The following is a 21,523-nucleotide window of genomic DNA, read 5'->3' as shown; positions in this document are numbered from 1 at the left end:
GCGCTCTGGCGGGGGGGGGGGGCGGCCCGGGGGGGCGCGCGGGGGGGTTGGGTGGTGGGGGGTTGTTTCTTGGGTTGTGGGGCGACCACCGGCGGTGGTCGCCCCTCACCCATTGACTGTCGATGTCGGTCGGCGTCCGCGGAAACCGCTGGACGGTCACCGCCCGTGTTCGTCCCGGCGGCGCTGCCAGCGCTCCTCGATCCGGTCCATCATGGAACGCTTGGGCCGCACCTGGCGACGAACGCCCCCCGCGGGCTGCTCGCCCGGCTTCGGGGCCTTGCGCCAGCCGGTGACGGCGAGCACGGCACAGCCCAGCATGACGAGGAAACCCACCACGCTGACCCAGATCAGCTGCATGACCATTCCGGTCATGAGGAGCGCGATACCAATGAGGAAGCCCGCAACCGCCTGGTAGACCCGCCGCCGGGTGTACGTCCGCAGCCCGTTTCCCTCAAGCGCTGACGCGAACTTGGGATCTTCGGCGTACAGCGCTCGCTCCATCTGCTCGAGCATGCGCTGCTCGTGCTCCGAGAGCGGCACGGAGTCCTCCTCATCGTGCAGTCGCCGGGGCGACCCGGGGGGTCCCTTCAGGATAGGCAGGGAATCGCCCCCGTGAAACCCGCCCCTCTACGCCAATTGACCAACCGGAATCCGTCATGGCCGTCCCGGCTCGCTGAGGCTTCCATTCCCCGGCGGCCGACCCGTCATGCCGGGTGGTGTACCTCGATCATACGGCGCAAACCCCTCGTTCGGGGGTCTTGTGGCGTACTCCATCCGCCGCCGAGGCCCTGATCAGCGGCGGGTCACGGTCGTCCGCTCAGACCTCGGCGGCACCCGGCGTCTCACCGAGAACATGCAGCTGGGTGGCGACGGAGTGGAACGCGGGCTGCTCGGCCGCGGCGGCCTCCAGTTTGAGGAGCGCGTCCAGGGCGCTGGGCTCGGTGTCCACGAGGACGCCGGGGACCAGGTCGGCGAAGACCCGCACGCCGTGCACGGCGCCGACCGTGAGGCCCGCGCCCTCGACCAGCGCGGTGAGTTGCTCGGCGGTGAACCGGCGCGGCATCGGGTCGCCGGCGCCCCAGCGGCCGTCGGGGTCCTGGAGCGCCTGCCGGGCCTCCGTGAAGTGGCCGGCGAGGGCGCGGGCGAGTACGGCGCCACCGAGGCCGGCGGCGAGCAGGCTGAGGACGCCCTCGGAGCGCAGCGCGGCGACGGCGTTGCGGACGCCCTCGGCCGGATCGTCCACGTACTCCAGGACGCCATGGCACAGCACGACGTCGTAGCCACCGCGCTCGACCACGTCGAACAGCCCGTGCGCATCGCCCTGGACGCCTCGGACCCGCTCGGCGACGCCGGCCTCGGCGGCCCGGCGCTCCAGCGCGAACAGCGCGTTGGGGCTGGGGTCGACGACGGTCACCCGGTGGCCGAGCCGGGCGACGGGCACGGCGAAGTTGCCGCTGCCGCCTCCGGTGTCGAGGACGTCCAGCGACTCCCGGCCCGTCGCCTTGACGCGGCGGTCGAGGGCGTCCTGGAGGACCTCCCAGACCACGGCGGTACGCAGGGAGGCGCGGGGGCGCATCGGGTCCGACACGGCAGTTGACTCCTTGGCAGGACTGGAAGGCTTCAGGCGACTCCACCCTATTGCCTCCACGGCCTGCCGGTCACCGCGGCCAGGTACCGCTGTTCGCGTCTCGCACGGCGGACGGCCCTCGGGTCGTCCGCCTCCGGGACGCGCCCTGCGGCTGACCCGGGTCGATGGTCAGCCCGCGTCCGGAAGGTCACCGCGCGCTCTCGGGCCGTCCGGTCCCCCAGCGTCCTGGCGGGGCTGGGGCAGGACCGGCTGGAGGACGAGCATCCGCTCGACGATGCGCAGGAACATCGCCACGTCCCGTATCAGGTCGTCGGCGTCGCGGCGGCTCGCCGCGCCCTGGATGCCGGCCTCGGCGCGAGCCCGGCGGGCGGCGCCGGAGGCGAACAGCGCGCTCCACTCGGTCAGTTCGGGGGTGATCTCGGGCAGCACCTCCCAGGCGCTGCGGATCCGGGCGCGGCGGCGCGGGGAGGTCTCGGGGCGGCCGCGGGCGGCGAGCACGGCGGCGGCGGTGCGCAGGGCGGCGAGGTGGGCCGTGGCATAGCGCTCGTTCGGCGTTTCCTGGACGGTGGCCTCGTCCAGTGCGGCCCGAGCCCGGGCGAGCAGGTCGAGGGCGGCGGGCGGGGCCGTGGCCCGGCGGAGCACGGGGTGCACGTCGCTCGCCGGGCCGGTCAGTGAGGGGGCAGGGCCGGTGGCGCGGCGCCGGCGGGCGGCGGCCGCGGACGGGTTGGCCATGACGAACCTCCTGTCGTCTGGATGACGGCACGGGTGCCGTATGTGCCCATCGTGAGGTATGGCACTGACAATCCGTTCTGACCTGGGACTTTGCCTCGATCGTAGGTTCGGGCGTATTTTTGCACTGACCAGTCAGTTCAAAAACATCGATTCGCATACCGAAGGGGGAGGGGGCTTGTGGACGGCGTGCACGTCAAGGCCGAGGGCCTCGGGCTCAAGGGGCCTCGGGGGTGGGCCTTCCGCGGCGTCACCCTCGACGCGGAGCCCGGTTCACTCATCGCGATCGAAGGACCGTCCGGCTCCGGCCGGACCTGTCTGCTGCTTGCGCTCACGGGGCGGATGAAGCCCACCGAGGGGGTGGCCACCGTCGGGGGCCTCGAACTTCCCCGGCACATGGCCCGGCTGCGCCGCGTCAGCGCGGTGGCCAACGTGGCCGGGGTGACCGATCCGGAGCCGGCCCTGACCGTCGGCGAGCACCTGCGCGAACGGGCCCTGCTGCAGAGCCGTTTCGGCGATTCCCTGCGCGAGCTGCTGCGCCCGCGCACCCAGCGCGTGCACGAGGCGCGGCTGCGCGTCGACGCGGCCCTGGCCGCCGCCGGGCTCGACCTGGAAACGCTGCCCAAGGGCTCCCGGACGGCCGTACGCGACCTGGAGCGGCCGCAGGAACTGCGCCTGTCCATCGCCCTGGCGTTGCTCGGCAGGCCCGGACTGCTCGGCGTCGACGACCTCGACACCAAGCTCTCGGACGCCGAGCGCGCCGAACTGTGGGAGCTGCTGCGCTCGCTCACGCGCGCGGGGACGACGGTTGCGGTCGTCTGCCGCACGGCGCCGGGCGACTGCGTCGTCGTGCCGACCGGTCCGAAGGAGGCCGGAGCGGAGGACGCCGGAGCCGAGGCCGGCGCCCGCGACGAGAGCGAGAAGGGTGACCCGCACGCCAAGAGCGACGCGAGTGAGAACAGCGACCCGAAGGAGGACATCAATGCGCTCGCCTAGGCTGGCCGTGCTCGAGCTGAGGCGCTTCGGGCGCGGGCGGCTGCCGCGCGCCGCCCTGGTCGCGCTGCTCGTGCTGCCGCTGCTCTACGGCGCCCTGTACCTGTGGTCCTTCTGGGACCCGTACGGCCGTCTGGACCGCATCCCGGTCGCCCTGGTGAACGACGACAAGGGTGCCACCGCGGGCGGGAAGAGGATCACCGCCGGTGCCGACATCGTGGACGGCCTGCGCGACAGCCGGACCTTCGAGTGGCACGAGGTGAGCGACGCGGAGGCCCGCGAGGGCGTCGAGAACGGCACGTACTACCTGTCGCTGACCATGCCGGCCGACCTCAGCCGGCGGATCGCCTCCAGTTCCGGCGGTTCCCCGGAGACCGGCGCCCTTCAGGTGCGCACCAACGACGCGAACAACTACATCGTCGGCCAGATCTCCCGGAGCGTCTTCAACGAGGTCCGCTCGGCCGCCTCCACCAAGACCTCCCGCACCTTCCTGGACAAGATCTTCGTCTCGTTCTCCGGCATCCACGACAAGACCGTCACGGCCGCCGAGGGCGCCGACCGGCTCACCACCGGCATCGGAAAGGCGGAGCAGGGCTCCAAGGACCTCGCCGACGGGCTGAAGGACGCCAAGAGCGGCAGCGGCGAGCTGGCCAAGGGGCTGAAGAAGCTGAACACGGGCGCCGGTGACCTCCAGGACGGGTCCCGCCAGGTCGCCGACGGCACCCAGGCCCTCGCCGACAAGGTCAACGGCGTCTACGGCACGGCCGGCCCCTATCTCAAGGACAACGAGAAGACCATCGGGGACACCGCCCGCCTGGTCGCCGACTCGGCCAAGACCGTCAAGGACAATCTCGACGTCCTGGTGAAGCTGGCCCCGGGTGCGGCGAAGACCGCCCACGCGAGCTCCGCCGCCCTGGACGAGATCTACACGACGCACTGCGGGAGTGCGACCCTCCCCGACCCGGTCTGCCCGGACCTGAAGCGGGCCAGGACGGCCGCCGCCGACGTCGCCACGGTCGCCGACGACCTCAACACGCTGATCGCGGACCAGGACGGCGATCTGAAGACGATGCGGGACAACCTCGGCACCCTCCAGAAGCAGGCCGCCGACCTCGAGCAGCGCGCACCGCACCTGTACGAGGACGTCGACGACGCCGTCAAGAAGATCAACAAGCTGAACACCGGCGCTCAGCAGGTCGCCGACGGTGCCAAGCAGCTGCACACCGGGCTCGGTACCGCGCAGACCGGTGCGACCACGCTGGACGAAGGCATCGGCACGGCCGCGTCGGGTGCCGCGACCCTCAACGGCGGCCTGTACAAGCTGTCCGACGGCTCGGGGAAGCTCGCCGGTGGTCTGCACGACGGCGCCAGGAAGATCCCGGACTACGACAAGAAGGACCGCGACCGGCGCACCGGCGTGATGGCCGATCCGGTCCAGCTCGCCTCCCACGACCTGCACAAGGCGCCGAACTACGGCACCGGATTCGCCCCGTACTTCATCCCGCTGTCCCTGTGGGTGGGCGCGATGGTCGCCTACATGCTGATCCCGCCGCTCAACCGGCGTGCCCTGGCGGCCGGTTCGCCGGCCTGGCGGATCGGGCTCGCCGGCTGGCTGCCGGTGGTCGCCGTGGGCGCGCTCCAGGTGGCCGCGTTGATGGCCGTGCTGCACTGGGCGATCGGTCTGCAGATGCTGCGGGCGGCGGGCACGATCGGCTTCCTGTGTCTGGTCACGGCGTGCTTCGCGGCGATCGTGCAGTGGCTGAACGCCCGCTTCGGCGCGGCGGGCCGGATCCTGGTGCTCGCGCTGCTGATGCTCCAGCTGACCTCGGCGGGCGGCACCTATCCCGTGCAGACCAGCCCGCACTTCTTCAACGCGATCCACCCGTTCCTGCCGATGAGCTACATCGTGGAGGCGCTGCGCCGGCTGATCACCGGCGGCGGGCTCGGCCCGGTCTGGCAGGCGTGCGGTGTGCTCACCGCGTTCACCGCGGGCGCGCTCGCCCTGACCGCCCTCGCGGCCCGGCGCCGGCAGGTGTGGACACTGGACCGGCTCCACCCCGAGCTGACCCTGTGAACCAGGGGGCGGCCCCACACGCGCGCGTACCTGTGAGAATCGGGGCCATGGAAAGCAGCAGCGCCAGGTCCGGCGGCAGCACGCGCCGCGAGGCCACCCGGCAGAAGCTCTACGAGGCGGCCGTCACGCTCATCGCCGAGCAGGGCTTCTCCGCGACCACGGTGGACGAGATCGCAGAGCGTGCCGGGGTCGCGAAGGGCACGGTCTACTACAACTTCGCGAGCAAGTCGGTCCTCTTCGAGGAGCTGCTGCGGCACGGGGTGGGCCTGCTCACCGCCTCTTTGAAGGAGGCGGCGGAGCAGACCGCGCGGGCGGGCGGCAGCAAGGTGGACGCGCTGGACGCGATGGTCCGCGCGGGCCTGGTCTTCATCGACCGCTATCCGGCCTTCACCCAGCTGTACGTGGCCGAGCTGTGGCGCACCAACCGGGCCTGGCAGTCCACGCTGATGGTGGTCCGGCAGGAGGCCGTCGCGGTGGTCGAGCAGGTGCTGCGCGAGGGCGTGGCGGCCGGCGAGTTCAGCGACGAGATCGACGTCCAGCTGACGGCGGCCGCGCTGGTCGGCATGGTCCTGGTGGCCGCCCTGGACTGGAAGTCCTTCCAGCCGGAGCGGTCCTTGGACGACGTCCACGCCGCTCTGTCCCGGCTGCTCCAGGGGCGCGTGAGCGGAAGGGGCTGAGCGCACGAGGAGGGCGCCGGTCCGCTGCCGGACCGGCGCCCTCCCACTCCCCGTACTCCCCCTGTGGTCCCCCGTGGGTGGTCGTCCCCGGGTCCCCCGGCTCGCTTCCGCCGACGGATCGGCGGAAGGAGCGGCCTGGTGGCGGGCGCCGTTCCGCCGCCCCGTGTCGGCGGTGCCGGGCCGCGCCCCCTTGCCGTGCCTCCACTGTCCCGTTCGCCGAGGCCACGGCCTATCCGTGCGCGTACTCATCTCACCGCCTGAGTACGGATACTCAGCCGTACGCACGCGTGCCCACGTTTCCGGCCGGCCTCGTGGGCGCCCTGGGCTCCCGCGGGCCGGATTGTCAGTGGCGGTCGATAAAGTCGCAGGCATGGGACGGATCGCGGTGATCGGCGCCGGGATGGGCGCGATGGCGGCCGCCGCCCGGCTGGCCGTCGCGGGCCACCGGGTGGTGGTGTACGAGCGCACGGACACGTACGGCGGTGCGGTGCGCCGCTTCGAGCGGGACGGGTTCGGCTTCGACACCGGCCCGGGCCTGCTGACGCTGCCCGCCGTGTACCGCGATCTGTTCGTCAAGACCGGCAAGGAGCCGCTGGAGGACTGCGTCGAGCTGGTCCAGGTCGATCCGTCCGCGCGGCACCTCTTCGCGGACGGCACCGAGGTGTCGCTGCCGAACGCCTCGCGCGCGGGTGTGGTCGCGGCCCTGGAGGAGGCGCTGGGCGGGGGCGCGGGCGAGCGTTGGGGCGCGTTCCTGGTGCGGGCCCGGGAGGCCTGGGACCGCACCCGCAGGCCGCTGCTGGAGGAGCCGCTGTGGCCTAACTGGCGGGTGCTGGCCGACAAGGAGCCGTATCCGGCCGTCCCGCACAAGCGGCTGCTGCGCACGCGGCGCGCGAGTACACTGTCCGAGATCGGTACCTGGGAGCTGGGCGACGAGCGCCTCGCGGCGCTGCTGGGGAGTTCCGCGCTCGGCCACGGCCTCGATCCGCGGACCGCTCCGGCGAGCGCGGCCGTCCTGCCCTACATGGAGCACGCCTTCGGCACCTGGTATGTGCGCGGCGGCGTCCGGGAGTTGGCGCGCGCGGTGTACGAGCGGTGTGTGCAGCGGGGGGTGGAGTTCGTCTTCGACGCGGAGGTCCTGCGCATCCTGGACGAGGACGGCCGGGCCTCGGGCGTGAAGCTGTCAGACGGCACGGTGGCCGAGGCGGACCATGTCGTGGCGGACGTGGACCCGGCGTGGTTGAAGGCGCTGACGGACCGTCCGCTGGACGGCAACGGGGATGTGCGGGCAGATCCCTTCATGACCCGTCCGGGGCGGTTCGCCCTGCTGCTGGCCCTGCGCGGCGGGCGCGAGACCGGTGCCGCACATCGCACGGTCGTCCATGCGCCGGACCCGGAGTCCGAGCTGGACTTCCTGGACTCGGCGGAGGGGGACGAGCCGCCACCGCCCACGGTGACCGTGCTGCGCCCGGACGACCCCGCGCTCAGACCGGACGACGGGCACGAGTCCGTGGTGCTGTCCGCGGTGGTCCCGAGCGCCCTCGACTGGGACGAGGAGGGTGTGGTCCGGCTGTACACGGAGCATCTGCTCGAAGCCGCCGAGGCCGTGATACCGGGTCTGCGGGACCGCGTCCTGTGGCAGGAGGTGCGCACACCCGACAACTCCGACGACGAGACGGGTGCCTTCCTCGGTGCGGTGCCGGCCCCCGCGCTGGCCGCCGGAGGGGGCCGTTTCCTGCATCCGTCGAACACCACGCGGCTGCCCGGTCTGTACCGGGTCGGCGGCTGGTCCCACCCCGGCGGCGGCCTGCCGCACGCAGGCATGTCGGGCGCGCTGGTGGCGGGGCTGATCGTGGAGGGCCCGGAGTTCCGCGGCTCCCAGTGAGCCGAGCCCGGGCCTCTGAAGCCGTACGGCCCGAAAGCGGTGTCGTACGGCTCAGAAACGGTACTGCTCAGAAACGGTACTGCTCGTCGTACCCGGCACCGGGCTGCTGGACGTGCCCGTGCCCCTGGTTCTGGTGCGGGTACGGCTGCTCCTGCGGGAGTTCGCCGCCGTAGGTCTCGTCGCTGCGCTGCTGTGGCACCCACACCCCGCTCGCCGGGGTCTCGCCGTAGCCGCCACCGTACGGGGCCTGGGCGTAGCCCTGCTGGCCGTACTGCCCGGAGTAGCCGGTGTCGTAGCCGGCGCCGCCGTAGGACTGGCTGCCGATGTAGGGGTCGGAGTAGTTGGCGTAGCCCTGCTGGCCGCCGGTGTCGTAGCCGTACCCCTGCTGGCCGTAGCCCGAGTAGTCGTAGCCGTAGTTCTGCTGGTCGGTGCCCTGGGTCTGGGCGGCGGCCGCGTAGGCGGTGTCGCCGTAGACGCCGTAGGAGCCGGTGTCCTCGGGGATGGGCTGCGGCTCGTAGACGGTGGTGGTCTCGGCCGCGGTGGGCTCCGTGGCCGGACGGCCGGCCGGGGTGAAGACGTCGTCGTGCTCGTAGTCGTCGTAGTCGCCGTGCCCCTGGCCGTAGCCGGCCGAGTCGGCGTCCTGCCCGTCCTCCGGGCCGACGGGCTCCGGGTCGGGGCCCTCCAGCGACGGGTCGTGCCGGTCGGCCCTGCCGCGGCGGCGCTTGCTGCCGGGTGCGGGCTCGGCCCCCTCCTCCGGGCGCTTGACCGCCCAGCCGGCGGCGAAGCCGCGGCGGAAGGACAGCGTGACATAGGTCTGGCCGACCGCGAAGGCGATGGCGCCGACGCCGATCACGATCACGGACGGCATCAGCACGCCGACCACGACCCCGAGGAACCCGGCGAACGCGAGCAGCCGCCAGCGCAGGCGCGCCTTGTACTGCAGCAGCACCTCGCCCAGCAACCACAGTGCGACGATGCCGAACGCGATGTAGAGGACCGTCCAGCCCATGTACGCCCCTCTCCCAGTGACCGCTACGCAGTGTGTCGTATCGCGGTGCGGCCGGTCTAGGCCTGCGGGGGGTGGTGCAGGCCCAGGTTCTCGTAGATTTCCAGGGTCGCCGTGGAGTTGTTGAGCGTGATGAAGTGCAGTCCGGGCACTCCCTCGGCGAGCAGCCGCGCGCAGAACTCCGTGGCGAAGTCGATACCGATGGAGCGTACCGCCGCCGGATCGTCCTTCGCTGTGAGGATCCGCTCTTTCAGGGCGTCGGGGAACAGTGCGGTGCTGAGCTTGGGCACCCGTTGCAGCATCTTCACGCTGGTGACCGGCAGGACCTCGGGAATGATGGGGGTCTCGCAGCCCGCGACCACCACGCGGTCGCGCAGTCGCAGATACGACTCCGGGTGGAAGAACATCTGTGTGATGGCGTAGTCCGCGCCCGCACGGCACTTGTCCACGAAGTGGGCGACGTCGGTGTCCCAGTCCGCGGAGCGGGGGTGCATCTCCGGGAAGGCGGCGACGCCCACACAGAAGTCGCCCGACTCCTTGATGAGCCGGACGAGCTCGGCCGCGTACGTCACTCCCCGGGGGTGCGGCACCCACTCGCCCATCGGGTCGCCGGGCGGGTCGCCCCGCACGGCGAGCATGTTGCGGATCCCGGCGTCCGCATACTGGCCGATGATGTTCCGCAGTTCGGCGATCGAGTGGTCGACCGCGGTGAGGTGGGCGACGGGCGTGAGGGTCGTGTCCACGACGATCTGCTCCGTCTCCCGGACCGTGGTCGTGCGCGTGGAACCGCCGGCGCCGTAGGTGACGGAGACGAAGTCGGGGGCGACGGCCTCGACCCTCCTGAGCGCGTTCCACAGGTTCCGCTCGCCCTGAGGGGTCTTCGGCGCGTAGAACTCGAACGAGTACGTCGTCTTGCCGGTGGCGAGCATGTCGCGCACGGTGCGTGCGCGATCAGTCCTGGTGGAGGGGGTTCCGAGGGCCATACGGGCAGGTTAGCCAGGGGTGGGCGGTCCCCCAACCGGAGGACGATGATTTGACCGAATTGTCGGCCTACTGTCCACCCCTTGGACAGAAACCCGGACAGCGGCTCCCTCCCTGGTGCCGCTGGCTCTGCCACAGCCGCTTCTAGCCCTGCCGCAACCGCTTCGCGAACTCGGCCGCGGCCGCTGCCGGGTCGTCGGCCTCGGTGATCGCACGGACCACGACCACCCGGCGGGCGCCCGCGTCCAGCACCTGGTCGAGGTTGCACAGGTCGATCCCGCCGATCGCGAACCAGGGGCGGTCGGTGCCCAGGCCGGCCGTGTAGCGCACCAGGTCGAGGCCGGGAGCGTGGCGGCCCGGCTTGGTGGGGGTGGGCCAGCAGGGGCCGGTGCAGAAGTAGTCCACGCCCTCCTGCACGGCGGCCGCGGCGGCCTCGGACTCGGCGTGCGTGGAGCGGCCGATCAGCACCTCGTCGCCGAGGACGGCGCGGGCCGCGGGGACCGGCAGGTCGCCCTGGCCGAGGTGCAGCACGTCGGCGCGGGCGGCGTGGGCGACGTCCGCGCGGTCGTTCACCGCGAGGAGCCTGCCGTGCCGGGCGCAGGCGTCCGCGAAGACCTCCAGGTGTGCGAGCTCCTCGGCGGCCTCCATGCCCTTGTCACGCAGCTGCACGATGTCGACACCGCCGGCCAGGACCGCGTCCAGGAACTCGGGAAGGTCGCCCTGGCGCGTGCGCGCGTCCGTGCACAGGTACAGGCGGGCGTCGGCGAGCGCGGCGCGTGCGGTGTCGGACATACGTGGGTCCCCCCTGGTCGGTGTCCCTGGCGGCTTCGGCGGGTGGCGTACGGGCCACGACGGCCCGCACACCACCCCTGATGTGCGGTTCGGCTCAGACGGCGAGCGCCTGGGCGCGGCGCTTCACCTCCGTGCCGCGATTCTCGCTCAGGGCCTGCGCGGGGGTGCCGGGCAGGGTCGGGTCGGGGGTGAAGAGCCACTCGAGCATCTCTTCGTCCGTGAAGCCGTCGTCCCGCAGGAGCGTCAGGGTGCCGGACAGGCCCTTGACGACCTTGTCCCCGTCGATGAAGGCGGCGGGCACGTGCAGTGCGCGGTTCTCACCCCGGCGTACGGCGATGAGCTGGCCCTCCTTGACCAGCTGCCGCACACGCGTCACCTCGACGCCGAGCTGTTCGGCGATGTCGGGGAGGGTGAGCCAGGCGGGGACGAGAGCATCGATCTTTGCGTCAATCTCGGTCACAGGAACAAGCCTGCCATCCCCCACTGACAGTCGGAAGTCAGGCAGGTCCGGCCGGGATGAGCAGGCTAGTCGGCCGTGGCGTCCTTCAGGGGCTTCGACGGGTCGGCCAGGGCCTGTGTGTCCATGCGGCGGCCCGCCTCGATCAGTCGCCGGCCCTGGGCCAGATCACGCGGGCGGCCGACGGCCAGGAGGGCCACCAGACGGTCCTCGCGGAGCCAGCACACCGTCCAGGCCGGGCTCGTCGGGTCGCCGCGCCAGACCATCCGGTCGGCGGCGGCGTGATGGCCGGCGTACTGCACGAAGCGGCCGAACTGCTCGGACCAGAAGTACGGCACCGGGTCGTAGACCGCCGGTGTCTCGCCGAGGATGTTCGCGGCGACCGTGCGCGGGCCCTGCAGGGCGTTGTCCCAGTGGTGGACGAGCAGCCGTGCGCCGTAGCGGGCGGAGGGGAAGGAGGCGCAGTCGCCGACGGCGTACACGTCCTCGACCGAGGTCCGCAGCCGGTCGTCGGCGAGGACGTCCCCCTGCGGGCCCAGTTCGACGCCGGAGCCGGCCAGCCAGGCCGTGGCGGGGCGGGCGCCGATGCCGACGACGACCGCGTCGGCGGGCAGCCGGGTGCCGTCGGCGAGGACCACCGCGCCGGGCTCCACGCGCTCCACGCGCGCGTGGGTGCGAAGGTCGGCGCCCGCGTCGGCGTACCAGGCGGCCATGGGGGCGGCGACCTCGGCGGGCAGGGCGCCGGCGAGCGGCCGGTCGGCGGCCTCCACGACGGTGACCGCGCAGCCGGCCCCGCGGGCGGCGGTGGCGAACTCGGCGCCGATCCAGCCGGCCCCGACGACCACGATCTCGTGCTGCCGGGCGAGCACCGGCTTCAGCCGTTCGGCGTCGTCCAGGGTGCGCAGCAGATGCACGCCGGGCACCCCCTCGGTGCCGGGCAGGGTGATCGGCTCGGCACCGGTGGCGAGGACCAGGACGTCGTAGGGCACCGGGCCCGCCTCGGTGTCCAGCTCGTGCTCGGCGGGACGCAGGCGGAGCACCTCGCAGCCGAGCCGCAGCTCGACGCCGAGCGACTCGAAGTCCACGTCGAAGGCGGAGTCCTCGGCCTTGCCGAGCAGCACGGCCTTCGACAGCGGCGGCCGGTCGTACGGCTGGTGCGGCTCCGCGCCGATCACGGTGACGGGCCCCTTGAAGCCCTGTTCCCGCAGGGCGACCGCGGTCTGCACCCCCGCCATGCCCGCCCCGACGACGACCACGCGCCGCCCCGCTGACGTGCCCCCTTGCGCTGTCTGCTCGCTCACCCGATCACCATAGACACGTGACAACGCGTCAGTCAGCGGGCGTGACCGGTGACCTCTTCCACAACGCTCGTGCCGGCGCCCGCCTGGGACTCCCACTCCCAGCTCTCCTCCAGCCGCACCCGCCCGTCCGGCAGCTCCACGACCGTGGAGACACAGTGCCCCGAGGAGGTCGTCCCGTCGGCCTTCAGCTGGACGTAGCGGAAGTCCAGCCGGTCGCCGTCCCGGGTGCCGACCAGATGGCCGCGTACGACATCGCCGCCCGCGTACTCCGCCCAGATCTCGCCGTCCTTCTCGTGGTACGCGAACCGGGTGCGGGTACCCACCTGACCTGGGGCTTGGTCCGCCACGGGGGCGAGGATCAGTCCGTCGAGCGACCGGGCCATGGGCAGGGGCTCCCTTACGGGTGACGAGGCGGGCGGGCTAGGGTGGCCACCGTACAAGCACTCGCGGGAGCCCGGACGCACCGGGCTGAGAGGGAGGCTGGCGGCCTCCGACCGTACGAACCTGATCCGGGTCATGCCGGCGAAGGGAGGGGCTGGACGCCCATGTCGTCACGTACGTCCGACGTCCTCGTCATCGGGGGCGGAATCATCGGCCTGGTCACGGCCTGGCGCGCGGCACAGCGCGGGCTCGGCACGGCCGTGGTGGACCCCGAGCCCGGCGGCGGGGCCGCGCGGGTCGCGGCCGGGATGCTGGCCGCGGTCACCGAACTGCACTACGGCGAGGAGCGGCTGCTCGCCCTGAACCTGGAATCGGCCCGCCGCTACCCGGACTTCGCGGCCGAGCTGACCGAACTGACCGGCCACGACCTCGGCTACCGCCGCTGCGGCACCCTGCAGGTCGCGCTCGACGCCGACGACCGCGCCCATCTGCGCGAACTGCACGCCCTGCAGCAGCGCTCCGGCCTGGACTCGCAGTGGCTGTCCGGGCGGGAGTGCCGGCGCCTGGAACCGATGCTGGCGCCCGGGGTGCGCGGCGGGCTGCGGGTCGACGGCGACCACCAGATCGACCCGCGGCGGCTGGCGGCGGCCCTGGTGGCCGCGTGCGAACGGTCCGGTGTGGTGTTCCACCGCGCGTGGGCCGCGCGGCTGGACGTCGTACGGGAGCGGGCCGCCGGGGTGACCACGGCGGACGGCACCGGGCTGCGCGCCGGGCAGGTGGTGCTCGCGGCCGGGAGCATGAGCGGGCGGCTCGCGGGCGTGCCCGAGGCGCTGCTGCCGCCGGTGCGGCCGGTGAAGGGGCAGGTGCTGCGGCTGACCGTGCCGCCCCGGTACGCGCCCTTCCTGAGCCGGACCGTACGAGCCGTGGTGCGCGGCGGCCATGTCTACCTCGTGCCCCGGGAGAACGGCGAGCTGGTCGTCGGCGCGACCAGCGAGGAACTGGGCTGGGACACGACCGTCACCGCGGGCGGCGTGTACGAGCTGCTGCGCGACGCCCATGAGCTGGTGCCGGGCATCACCGAACTGCCGCTCACCGAGACCCGGGCCGGGCTGCGTCCCGGCTCACCCGACAACGCGCCGCTGCTCGGCCCGTCCGGGCTCGACGGGCTGCTGCTGGCCACCGGGCACTACCGCAACGGGGTGCTGCTCACGCCGGTCACCGGCGATGTCATGGCACGGCTGCTGGCCGACGGCGAACTGCCGGAAGAGGCCCGTCCGTTCACCCCGCGGCGCTTCGGCGCCGCCGCCGTCCTCATGGAGCAGCCCGCATGAGCATCTCCCTCACTGTTTCCATCTCCGTCAACGGAGAGCGCCGGGAGATCGTTCCGGGTACCGCTCTCGACGTCGTCGTACGGTCGCTGGCCCCGTCGCCCTCCGGGGTGGCCGCCGCCGTCAACGAGACCGTCGTCCCGCGTGCGCAGTGGGCGGCCACGGCGCTGGCCGAGGGCGACCGGGTCGAAGTCCTCACCGCGGTCCAGGGAGGCTGAGCCATGGCCGACGATCCCTTGGTCCTCGGAGGTACGACCTTCTCGTCGCGGCTGATCATGGGTACGGGCGGGGCGCCCAGCCTGGACGTGCTGGAGCGGGCGCTGGTCGCCTCCGGTACGGAACTGACGACGGTCGCGATGCGGCGGGTGGACCCCTCCGTGCACGGTTCGGTGCTGTCGGTGCTGCAGAAGCTGGGCATCCGGGTGCTGCCGAACACGGCGGGCTGTTTCACCGCGGGCGAGGCCGTGCTGACCGCGCGGCTGGCGCGGGAGGCACTGGGCACGGATCTGATCAAGCTGGAGGTCATCGCCGACGAGCGGACGCTGCTGCCGGATCCGGTGGAGCTGCTGGAGGCGGCGGAGACGCTGGTCGACGACGGGTTCACGGTGCTGCCGTACACCAATGACGACCCCGTGCTGGCGCGGAAGCTGGAGGACGCCGGGTGTGCCGCGGTGATGCCGCTCGGCTCGCCGATCGGGTCCGGGCTCGGGATCCGCAATCCCCACAACTTCCAGCTGATCGTCGAGCACGCGCGTGTGCCGGTGATTCTGGACGCGGGGGCCGGTACGGCGTCCGATGCCGCGCTGGCCATGGAGCTGGGGTGTGCGGGGGTGATGCTCGCCTCCGCGGTGACGCGCGCGCAGGAGCCGGAACTCATGGCGGCGGCGATGCGGCATGCCGTGGAGGGGGGTCGGCTGGCCCGGCTGGCGGGACGGATTCCGCGCAGGCACTTCGCGCAGGCCTCATCTCCCACCGAAGGACGCGCCCGCCTGGATCCCGAGCGCCCGGCCTTCTGATCGCGCAAGAGTCACAGCTGTGCTGCATTCCGTCACCGGAACAGCGCAGTGTGCGGCACTGTCGGTCCGTCCTCGTAGACTCCCCTGCGTGGATACGACCCTTCAGGACCCCCTCGTCGGCCAGGTGCTCGACGGCCGTTATCGCGTCGACGCGCGGATCGCGGTCGGCGGGATGGCCACGGTCTACCGGGCCCTGGACACCCGTCTGGACCGTGTGCTCGCGCTGAAGGTGATGCACCCGACCCTCGCGGCCGACGGATCCTTCGTGGAGCGGTTCATACGGGAGGCCAAGTCCGTCGCCCGGCTGGCGCACCCGAACGTGGTGCAGGTCTTCGACCAGGGGACCGACGGGTCGTACGTGTACCTGGCGATGGAGTACGTCGCCGGGTGCACCCTGCGGGACGTCCTGCGCGAGCGAGGGGCGCTGCAGCCCCGCGCGGCCCTCGACATCCTCGAACCCGTCCTCGCCGCGCTCGGCGCCGCGCACCGGGCCGGGTTCGTGCACCGGGACATGAAGCCCGAGAACGTGCTGATAGGCGACGACGGGCGGGTCAAGGTCGCCGACTTCGGGCTGGTCCGGTCCGTGGACACCCAGACCAGCACGACGGGTGCCGTGCTCGGGACCGTCTCGTACCTCGCCCCTGAGCAGATCGAACAGGGCACCGCCGATCCGCGCGTCGACGTCTACGCGTGCGGTGTCGTGCTCTACGAGATGCTGACCGGCGGCAAACCGCACGCCGGGGACTCCCCCGCCCAGATCCTCTACAAACACATCCACGAGGACGTGCCGCCGCCCTCGGCCCTGGTGCCGGGGCTGCCGTACGAGCTGGACGAGCTGGTCGCCTCGGCGACCGCCCGCACCCCGGACATCCGGCCGTACGACGCCGTGGCGCTGCTCGCCCAGGTGCGCGAGGCGCGCCAGGGGCTGAGAGACGAGCAGCTGGACGCCGTGCCGCCGCAGGCGCTGACCGCGGAGCACGACAACGCCGGTGACCGTACGAGCGTGATACCGCGCTCACTCACCGTGCCCCGGCCGCTGCCCGTCAACGAGGAGGAGCCGGCCGGGGGCGTGGTCCGGCACACCACCCGGCTGCATGCACCACCGGTGCCGCCCCGGCGCTCCCGGCGGCTGGTGCTGACGATCGTCGCCGCCGTGCTGGTGGTGTTGGGAGTGGGCGCCGGGGTCTGGTACATCAACTCCGGGCAGTTCACGAAGGTCCCGCCACTGCTGGCGAAGACCGAGGCGCAGGCCCGGGACCGGCTCAGTGCGGCCGGACTCGAGGTCGGGCGGGTCAGGCGTGAGTACAACGACACCGTCCAGCGGGGCACGGTCATCGGCACCGACCCCGCTCCCGGAGCCCGGATCCGCGACCACGACTCGGTGGCACTGACCATCTCGCTGGGCCCGGAGACGGTGAACGTGCCCGATGTGACGGGCCGCACGCTCGCCGAGGCGCGGGCGCGGCTGAGGGCGGACGGCCTGGAACCGGGCATGGTCACCCGGGAGTTCAGCGATTCCGTCGCCAAGGGCTCGGTGATCGCCACGACACCGCAGGGCGGTACCAAGCGGCACGCCGGGTCGGCGATCGCACTGACCGTCAGCAAGGGCAGCCCGATCGACGTACCCGACGTCACCGGTGAGGACCTGGACACCGCCCGCCAGAATCTGACCGACGCCGGGCTGCAGGTGAAGATCGCTCCCCAGCCGGTCAACTCCGAGTACGACAAGGGCAAGGTGGCCCAGCAGAGCCCGGGCAACGGCAGCCAGGCCGCCGAGGGCGACACGGTGACGCTGACGCTGTCCAAGGGGCCCGAAATGGTCGAGGTGCCGAACGTGGTCGGCGACAGCGTCGACGACGCCCACAAGGCGCTGGAGGGTGCCGGGTTCAAGGTGGAGGAGGACCGGGGCCTGCTCGGGCTGTTCGGCGACACGGTGAAGAAGCAGTCGGTGCAGGCCGGCGACAAGGCGGCCAAGGGGTCGACCATCACGATCACCATCCGGTGACCGGGGTCACCGGGGGACCGTGGTCCGGCGGCCGGTGCGGGCATGACACCCTGAACGGGTGAGTCCCGTTGTCCCGCCCCCGTCGTCCCGGCCGCGCAATCCCGTCGGCGGTCATGTCCCCGTCGCCGGTGGTCTGCACTCCGTGGGGCTGTCGTACGCCCATGACCTGAAGGCCGAGGCCGTGCAGGTCTTCGTGGCCAATCCGCGCGGCTGGGCCACGCCCGCCGGGAATCCCCGGCAGGACGAGGCCTTCTCCACGGCCTGCGCCGAGGAGTCGCTCCCGGTGTACGTCCATGCCCCCTACCTGATCAACTTCGGCTCGCACACCGAGGCGACCGTGGAGCGGTCGGTGGAGTCGCTGCGGCACTCCCTGCGGCGCGGGCGGGAGATCGGTGCGCTGGGCGTGGTCGTGCACACCGGGAGCGCGACCGGCGGGCGGAGCCGTGAGGTGGCGCTGCGCCAGGTGCGGGAGCGCCTGCTGCCGCTGCTGGACGAGCTGACGCACGACGACGACCCGTTCCTGCTGCTGGAGTCGACGGCCGGACAGGGCGCCTCGCTCTGTGCCCGCACCTGGGACTTCGGCCCGTACTTCGAGGCGCTGGACGCGCACCCGAAGCTCGGGGTCTGCCTGGACACCTGCCACATCTTCGCCGCCGGGCACGACCTGACCGGCCCGAGCGGCATGCACCAGACCCTCGATCTCCTGGTGGACACCGTCGGCGAGGGCCGCCTGAAGCTGATCCACGCCAACGACTCCAAGGACGTGGTCGGCGCGCACAAGGACCGGCACGAGAACATCGGCGCCGGCCACATCGGCGAGGACCCGTTCCGGGCCCTGATGACCCACCCCGCGACCGAGGGCGTCCCCCTGATCATCGAGACGCCGGGTGGCAAGGTGGGGCACGCGGCGGATGTGGAGCGGCTGAAGAAGCTGAGGGACGGCTGAGGCGCCGGGGTCAGTCGTCGCCGGACATGGACGACGAGATCTAGACCTTACCGGCCCGATGTCACAGCTCGGGGCCGTCTCCGGGTTCCTCCTGGTACGAGTACCGCTGTTCCTTCCAGGGGTCGCCGATGTTGTGGTAGCCCCGTTCCTCCCAGAAGCCGCGGCGGTCGGTGGTCATGTACTCGACGCCGCGGACCCATTTCGGGCCCTTCCAGGCGTACAGGTGGGGCACGATCAGGCGGACCGGGAAGCCGTGCTCGGCGGTGAGAAGTTCGCCGTCCTTGTGGGTGGCGAACAGGGCGCGGTCAGAGGCGAAGTCCGACAGGCGCAGGTTGGAGCTGAAGCCGTACTCGGCCCAGACCATCACATGGGTGACGTCCGGCGCCGGCGGGGCCAGCTCGAGGATGGTGCGGGCGGGGATGCCGCCCCACTCCGCGCCGACCATGCTGAACTTCGTCACGCAGTGCAGATCGGCCACCACGGTGGTGTACGGCAGGGCCGTGAACTCCTCGTGGTTCCAGATGTGCTTGTCACCGTCGGCGGTGGCGCCGAAGACCCGGAACTCCCAGCGCTCGGGGCGGAACTTCGGGACGGGGCCGTAGTGCGTGACCGGCCAGCCGCGCTGGAGCCGCTGACCCGGCGGAAGCTCGGACCCTACCGTTGCTCCAGACGCTCGCTCCACCGGATGACCCATGTATCCATCCTGACAGACCTCGGGCAGTGCCCTTGACCACGCATCCAGAAAGCGGACAAGCAGCATCAATCCATCGCGTACTTACTAAGTACGCACTTACTGGACGATCTTCGGCGCCGGTGCAATCATGCCGCCGCACACCTCCCCCGTTTCCCGTGTGGAAGGAGCCGCTGCGATGCAGGGCGACCCCGAGGTCATCGAGTTCCTCAACGAGCAGCTCACCGGCGAGCTGACCGCGATCAACCAGTACTTCCTGCACGCGAAGATGCAGGAGAACTTCGGCTGGTACAAGCTCGCCAAGTACACGCGGCACGAGTCGTTCGACGAGATGAAGCACGCGGAGGTGCTGACCGACCGGATCCTGTTCCTGGAGGGGCTGCCCAACTACCAGCGGCTCTTCCACGTGCGGGTCGGACAGACCGTGCGGGAGATGTTCGAGGCCGACCGGCAGATCGAGGTCGAGGCGATCGACCGGCTGCGGCGGGGCATCAAGGTGATGCGCGAGAAGGGCGACATCACGTCCGCCAACATCTTCGAGGACATCCTCGCGGACGAGGAGCACCACATCGACTACCTCGACACCCAGCTGGAGCTGGTGGAGAAGCTGGGCGAGGCGCTCTACATCGCGCAGGTCATCGAGCAGCCGGAGAGCTAGGCGGCTTCCGGGAGCCCGGTTTCCGCGAGCCCGGTTTCCGCGAGCCCGGTTTCCGCGAGCTCGGTTTCCGGGAGCTCGGCTTCCGGCAGCGCGGAGAGGACCGCCCTGCCCTGGTCGGCCAGCTCACGCCGCGGGCAGGCGCCCCGGCCGAGGAGGGCCTGGATCCGGCGCACGCAGGAGCCGCAGTCCGTGCCCGCCTTGCAGGCGGAGGCTATCTGGCGGGGGGTGCAGGCACCGTCCTCCGCGTGCTGCTTGACCTGGGCCTCGGTGATGCCGAAGCAGCTGCAGACGTACACGCGGATTCACCTCCCGATGCGGGATCGCTCTCTTGGTGCCATCCCCTTGATCGGTGAGGCAAACCTAACCTTACCTGCCGCGCAGGATCCGCAAAAGTGGTGAGGGGCGCGGATCCGATGTGATCCGCGCCCCAGATCGCCCACAGGCCCCGACCGGACCTGCCGGACTACTGGTCCCGGTACATCTCCGCCACCAGGAAGGCCAGGTCCAGCGACTGGCTGCGGTTCAGCCGCGGGTCGCAGGCCGTCTCGTAGCGCTGATGCAGGTCGTCGACGAAGATCTCGTCGCCGCCGCCCACGCACTCGGTGACGTCGTCGCCGGTCAGCTCCACATGGATGCCGCCCGGGTGGGTGCCGAGCGCCTTGTGCACCTCGAAGAAGCCCTTGACCTCGTCGAGCACGTCGTCGAAGCGGCGGGTCTTGTGCCCGGAGGCCGCCTCGAAGGTGTTGCCGTGCATCGGGTCGGTCACCCAGGCCACCGTCGCACCGGACGCCGTGACCTTCTCCACCAGCTCGGGGAGCCGGTCGCGGATCTTGTCGGCGCCCATGCGGACGATGAAGGTCAGCCGGCCCGGCTCCCGCTCGGGATCGAGGCGGTCGATGTACTGCAGCGCCTCCTCGGCCGTCGTCGTCGGGCCGAGCTTGATGCCGATCGGGTTGCGGATCTGCGAGGCGAACTCGATGTGCGCGTGGTCCAGCTGCCGGGTGCGCTCACCGATCCACACCATGTGCGCGGAGACGTCGTACAGCTTGCCGGTGCGCGAGTCGACCCGGGTCAGGGCGGACTCGTAGTCCAGCAGCAGCGCCTCGTGCGAGGAGTACAGCTCGACGGTCTTGAACTCCTCCGGGTCCGTGCCGCAGGCCCGCATGAAGTTCAGCGCGTTGTCGATCTCCCGGGCGAGCTGCTCGTAGCGCTGGCCCGACGGCGAGGTCTTCACGAAGTCCTGGTTCCAGGCGTGCACCTGGCGCAGGTCGGCGTAACCGCCGGTGGTGAAGGCGCGCACCAGGTTCAGCGTGGACGCCGACGCGTGGTACATGCGCTTGAGCCGCTCGGGGTCCGGGACGCGGGCGGCCTCGGTGAAGTCGAAGCCGTTGACCGAGTCACCCCGGTAGGTCGGCAGCGTCACCCCGTCGCGGGTCTCGGTCGGCTTGGAGCGGGGCTTGGAGTACTGCCCGGCGATACGGCCGACCTTCACCACGGGCACGGCGGCCGCGTAGGTGAGGACGGCACCCATCTGGAGCAGCGTCTTCAGCTTGTTGCGGATGTGATCGGCGGACACCGCGTCGAAGGCCTCGGCGCAGTCGCCGCCCTGGAGGAGGAACGCCTCTCCCTTGGCGACGGCCGCCATCCGGGCGCGCAGCTGGTCGCACTCGCCCGCGAAGACGAGCGGCGGATACGACTCGAGGTCCGCGATCACTGCGCGCAGAGCCTCGGGGTCGGGGTACTCGGGCTGCTGCGCCGCGGGCAGGTTTCGCCAGGTGTTGCCAGCGCTCGGGCTGGTCTTAGCGTTCACGGTCACCTCGTAAACATTACGGGGTCGTGTCGCATGCCCCATCTTCTGGCTCGAAGGGTGAGACGCGACGGTTGTCCTGTGGACAGGGGGACGGGTGCGGTAGGGTTCCTGCCATGTTCGCGCTTTCGATCCAGAACTGCACCCAGGACTGGTGGTGGACCGCTCATCCGGCGGCCCACTGACTGCGCGTACGCAAGACTTCGCGAAG

The 21,523-nt window shown here is 71.7% G+C and carries 23 protein-coding genes and 1 riboswitch; of the genes, 11 read left to right on the top strand and 12 right to left on the bottom strand.

The window, feature by feature from the left end; all coding sequences use genetic code 11:
* Positions 1-156: 156 nt before the first annotated feature.
* From ACWC2T_RS02995 to ACWC2T_RS02985, 3 genes are all read right to left on the bottom strand, one after another.
* Positions 157-540: a DUF3040 domain-containing protein gene (locus ACWC2T_RS02995; protein ID WP_450668692.1), complete on the bottom strand. Its 384-nt coding sequence runs from the start codon at positions 538-540 to the stop codon at positions 157-159.
* A gap of 277 nt (positions 541-817) precedes the next feature.
* Entirely contained in the window at positions 818-1,588 is a 771-nt protein-coding gene (locus ACWC2T_RS02990) for a methyltransferase (protein WP_450668691.1), read from the bottom strand.
* A 168-nt stretch (positions 1,589-1,756) separates the two neighbouring features.
* Positions 1,757-2,320, bottom strand: a complete 564-nt coding sequence (locus ACWC2T_RS02985) for an SAV_6107 family HEPN domain-containing protein (RefSeq protein WP_450668690.1) — start codon at positions 2,318-2,320, stop codon at positions 1,757-1,759.
* A 177-nt stretch (positions 2,321-2,497) separates the two neighbouring features.
* Between ACWC2T_RS02985 and ACWC2T_RS02980 the strand changes: the two genes are divergently transcribed.
* The 4 genes from ACWC2T_RS02980 (at position 2,498) to ACWC2T_RS02965 (ending at position 7,943) form a co-directional block, all read left to right on the top strand.
* On the top strand, positions 2,498-3,313 hold the full coding sequence (locus ACWC2T_RS02980; RefSeq protein WP_450668689.1) for an ATP-binding cassette domain-containing protein: 816 nt from the start codon (positions 2,498-2,500) through the stop codon (positions 3,311-3,313).
* Positions 3,300-5,384: a YhgE/Pip family protein gene (locus tag ACWC2T_RS02975; RefSeq protein ID WP_450668688.1), complete on the top strand. Its 2,085-nt coding sequence runs from the start codon at positions 3,300-3,302 to the stop codon at positions 5,382-5,384. The genes ACWC2T_RS02980 and ACWC2T_RS02975 overlap by 14 nt, the downstream gene beginning before the upstream one ends.
* Positions 5,385-5,431: 47 nt before the next feature.
* On the top strand, positions 5,432-6,061 hold the full coding sequence (locus ACWC2T_RS02970; RefSeq protein WP_450668687.1) for a TetR/AcrR family transcriptional regulator: 630 nt from the start codon (positions 5,432-5,434) through the stop codon (positions 6,059-6,061).
* A 370-nt stretch (positions 6,062-6,431) separates the two neighbouring features.
* A complete protein-coding gene (locus tag ACWC2T_RS02965; protein WP_450668686.1) occupies positions 6,432-7,943 on the top strand; it encodes a phytoene desaturase family protein in 1,512 nt (503 codons plus the stop codon).
* Positions 7,944-8,010: 67 nt separating this feature from the next.
* On the opposite strand, the gene ACWC2T_RS02960 is transcribed toward ACWC2T_RS02965, so the two are convergent.
* The 6 genes from ACWC2T_RS02960 to ACWC2T_RS02935 all read right to left on the bottom strand — a co-directional run bounded on the left by ACWC2T_RS02960 (position 8,011) and on the right by ACWC2T_RS02935 (position 12,863).
* Entirely contained in the window at positions 8,011-8,952 is a 942-nt protein-coding gene (locus ACWC2T_RS02960; RefSeq protein WP_450668685.1) for an SCO2102 family sporulation regulator, read from the bottom strand.
* A gap of 56 nt (positions 8,953-9,008) precedes the next feature.
* Positions 9,009-9,932 carry a methylenetetrahydrofolate reductase [NAD(P)H] gene (gene metF, locus ACWC2T_RS02955; RefSeq protein ID WP_450668684.1) on the bottom strand — a complete coding sequence of 308 codons (924 nt, stop codon included), beginning with the start codon at positions 9,930-9,932 and terminating at the stop codon, positions 9,009-9,011.
* Between the two features lie 142 nt (positions 9,933-10,074).
* Entirely contained in the window at positions 10,075-10,722 is a 648-nt protein-coding gene (gene thiE / locus ACWC2T_RS02950; RefSeq protein ID WP_450668683.1) for a thiamine phosphate synthase, read from the bottom strand.
* Positions 10,723-10,816: 94 nt separating this feature from the next.
* Positions 10,817-11,182 (bottom strand): Rv2175c family DNA-binding protein, encoded by a 366-nt coding sequence (locus tag ACWC2T_RS02945; protein WP_028803215.1) that lies wholly within the window; start codon positions 11,180-11,182, stop codon positions 10,817-10,819.
* A 65-nt stretch (positions 11,183-11,247) separates the two neighbouring features.
* Positions 11,248-12,480 carry an NAD(P)/FAD-dependent oxidoreductase gene (locus ACWC2T_RS02940; protein ID WP_450668682.1) on the bottom strand — a complete coding sequence of 411 codons (1,233 nt, stop codon included), beginning with the start codon at positions 12,478-12,480 and terminating at the stop codon, positions 11,248-11,250.
* A 32-nt stretch (positions 12,481-12,512) separates the two neighbouring features.
* Positions 12,513-12,863, bottom strand: a complete 351-nt coding sequence (locus ACWC2T_RS02935) for a hypothetical protein (RefSeq protein WP_450668681.1) — start codon at positions 12,861-12,863, stop codon at positions 12,513-12,515.
* Between the two features lie 53 nt (positions 12,864-12,916).
* Positions 12,917-13,028, top strand: a riboswitch (TPP riboswitch).
* Here ACWC2T_RS02935 and thiO point away from each other — a divergent pair.
* The 5 genes from thiO to ACWC2T_RS02910 all read left to right on the top strand — a co-directional run bounded on the left by thiO (position 13,026) and on the right by ACWC2T_RS02910 (position 18,156).
* A complete protein-coding gene (gene thiO, locus ACWC2T_RS02930; protein WP_450668680.1) occupies positions 13,026-14,192 on the top strand; it encodes a glycine oxidase ThiO in 1,167 nt (388 codons plus the stop codon). Its footprint overlaps the riboswitch before it by 3 nt.
* Positions 14,189-14,407, top strand: a complete 219-nt coding sequence (thiS, locus tag ACWC2T_RS02925) for a sulfur carrier protein ThiS (RefSeq protein WP_450668679.1) — start codon at positions 14,189-14,191, stop codon at positions 14,405-14,407. Before thiO ends, thiS begins: the two co-directional genes overlap by 4 nt.
* A 3-nt stretch (positions 14,408-14,410) precedes the next feature.
* Positions 14,411-15,205: a thiazole synthase gene (locus ACWC2T_RS02920; protein WP_450668678.1), complete on the top strand. Its 795-nt coding sequence runs from the start codon at positions 14,411-14,413 to the stop codon at positions 15,203-15,205.
* Between the two features lie 88 nt (positions 15,206-15,293).
* On the top strand, positions 15,294-17,210 hold the full coding sequence (gene pknB / locus ACWC2T_RS02915) for a Stk1 family PASTA domain-containing Ser/Thr kinase (RefSeq protein ID WP_450668677.1): 1,917 nt from the start codon (positions 15,294-15,296) through the stop codon (positions 17,208-17,210).
* A 58-nt stretch (positions 17,211-17,268) separates the two neighbouring features.
* Positions 17,269-18,156, top strand: a complete 888-nt coding sequence (locus tag ACWC2T_RS02910; protein WP_450668676.1) for a deoxyribonuclease IV — start codon at positions 17,269-17,271, stop codon at positions 18,154-18,156.
* A 61-nt stretch (positions 18,157-18,217) separates the two neighbouring features.
* Here ACWC2T_RS02910 and ACWC2T_RS02905 read toward each other — a convergent pair whose 3' ends face one another.
* Complete coding sequence (locus ACWC2T_RS02905; protein ID WP_450668675.1) at positions 18,218-18,850, bottom strand: sulfite oxidase-like oxidoreductase; 633 nt, start codon at positions 18,848-18,850, stop codon at positions 18,218-18,220.
* A 175-nt stretch (positions 18,851-19,025) separates the two neighbouring features.
* Between ACWC2T_RS02905 and bfr the strand changes: the two genes are divergently transcribed.
* Positions 19,026-19,505, top strand: coding sequence for a bacterioferritin (gene bfr, locus ACWC2T_RS02900; RefSeq protein ID WP_450668674.1), 480 nt, complete (start codon positions 19,026-19,028; stop codon positions 19,503-19,505).
* Here the strand turns inward: bfr and ACWC2T_RS02895 are convergent.
* Entirely contained in the window at positions 19,502-19,801 is a 300-nt protein-coding gene (locus ACWC2T_RS02895; protein ID WP_450668673.1) for a (2Fe-2S)-binding protein, read from the bottom strand. The two genes, bfr and ACWC2T_RS02895, sit on opposite strands and share 4 nt — an antisense overlap.
* Positions 19,802-19,968: 167 nt before the next feature.
* A complete protein-coding gene (locus ACWC2T_RS02890) occupies positions 19,969-21,321 on the bottom strand; it encodes a class II 3-deoxy-7-phosphoheptulonate synthase (RefSeq protein ID WP_450668672.1) in 1,353 nt (450 codons plus the stop codon).
* A gap of 107 nt (positions 21,322-21,428) precedes the next feature.
* Between ACWC2T_RS02890 and ACWC2T_RS02885 the strand changes: the two genes are divergently transcribed.
* On the top strand, positions 21,429-21,497 hold the full coding sequence (locus ACWC2T_RS02885; protein WP_450668719.1) for a trp operon leader peptide: 69 nt from the start codon (positions 21,429-21,431) through the stop codon (positions 21,495-21,497).
* The last annotated feature ends 26 nt before the right edge of the window (positions 21,498-21,523 follow it).

The sequence above is a fragment of the Streptomyces sp. NPDC001393 genome (assembly GCF_053597455.1).
This window is presented reverse-complemented; position numbering and strand designations above follow the sequence as displayed.

Bases quoted from the DNA above. Each gene is read 5' to 3' on its own strand.
- thiO (WP_450668680.1), top strand. From the start codon at position 13,026: ATGTCGTCACGTACGTCCGACGTCCTCGTCATCGGGGGCGGAATCATC.
- thiS (WP_450668679.1), top strand. From the start codon at position 14,189: ATGAGCATCTCCCTCACTGTTTCCATCTCCGTCAACGGAGAGCGCCGG.
- ACWC2T_RS02970 (WP_450668687.1), top strand. From the start codon at position 5,432: ATGGAAAGCAGCAGCGCCAGGTCCGGCGGCAGCACGCGCCGCGAGGCC.
- ACWC2T_RS02935 (WP_450668681.1), bottom strand. From the start codon at position 12,863: ATGGCCCGGTCGCTCGACGGACTGATCCTCGCCCCCGTGGCGGACCAA.
- ACWC2T_RS02985 (WP_450668690.1), bottom strand. From the start codon at position 2,320: ATGGCCAACCCGTCCGCGGCCGCCGCCCGCCGGCGCCGCGCCACCGGC.
- ACWC2T_RS02965 (WP_450668686.1), top strand. From the start codon at position 6,432: ATGGGACGGATCGCGGTGATCGGCGCCGGGATGGGCGCGATGGCGGCC.
- metF (WP_450668684.1), bottom strand. From the start codon at position 9,932: ATGGCCCTCGGAACCCCCTCCACCAGGACTGATCGCGCACGCACCGTG.
- ACWC2T_RS02975 (WP_450668688.1), top strand. From the start codon at position 3,300: ATGCGCTCGCCTAGGCTGGCCGTGCTCGAGCTGAGGCGCTTCGGGCGC.
- thiE (WP_450668683.1), bottom strand. From the start codon at position 10,722: ATGTCCGACACCGCACGCGCCGCGCTCGCCGACGCCCGCCTGTACCTG.
- ACWC2T_RS02960 (WP_450668685.1), bottom strand. From the start codon at position 8,952: ATGGGCTGGACGGTCCTCTACATCGCGTTCGGCATCGTCGCACTGTGG.
- ACWC2T_RS02905 (WP_450668675.1), bottom strand. From the start codon at position 18,850: ATGGGTCATCCGGTGGAGCGAGCGTCTGGAGCAACGGTAGGGTCCGAG.
- ACWC2T_RS02920 (WP_450668678.1), top strand. From the start codon at position 14,411: ATGGCCGACGATCCCTTGGTCCTCGGAGGTACGACCTTCTCGTCGCGG.
- bfr (WP_450668674.1), top strand. From the start codon at position 19,026: ATGCAGGGCGACCCCGAGGTCATCGAGTTCCTCAACGAGCAGCTCACC.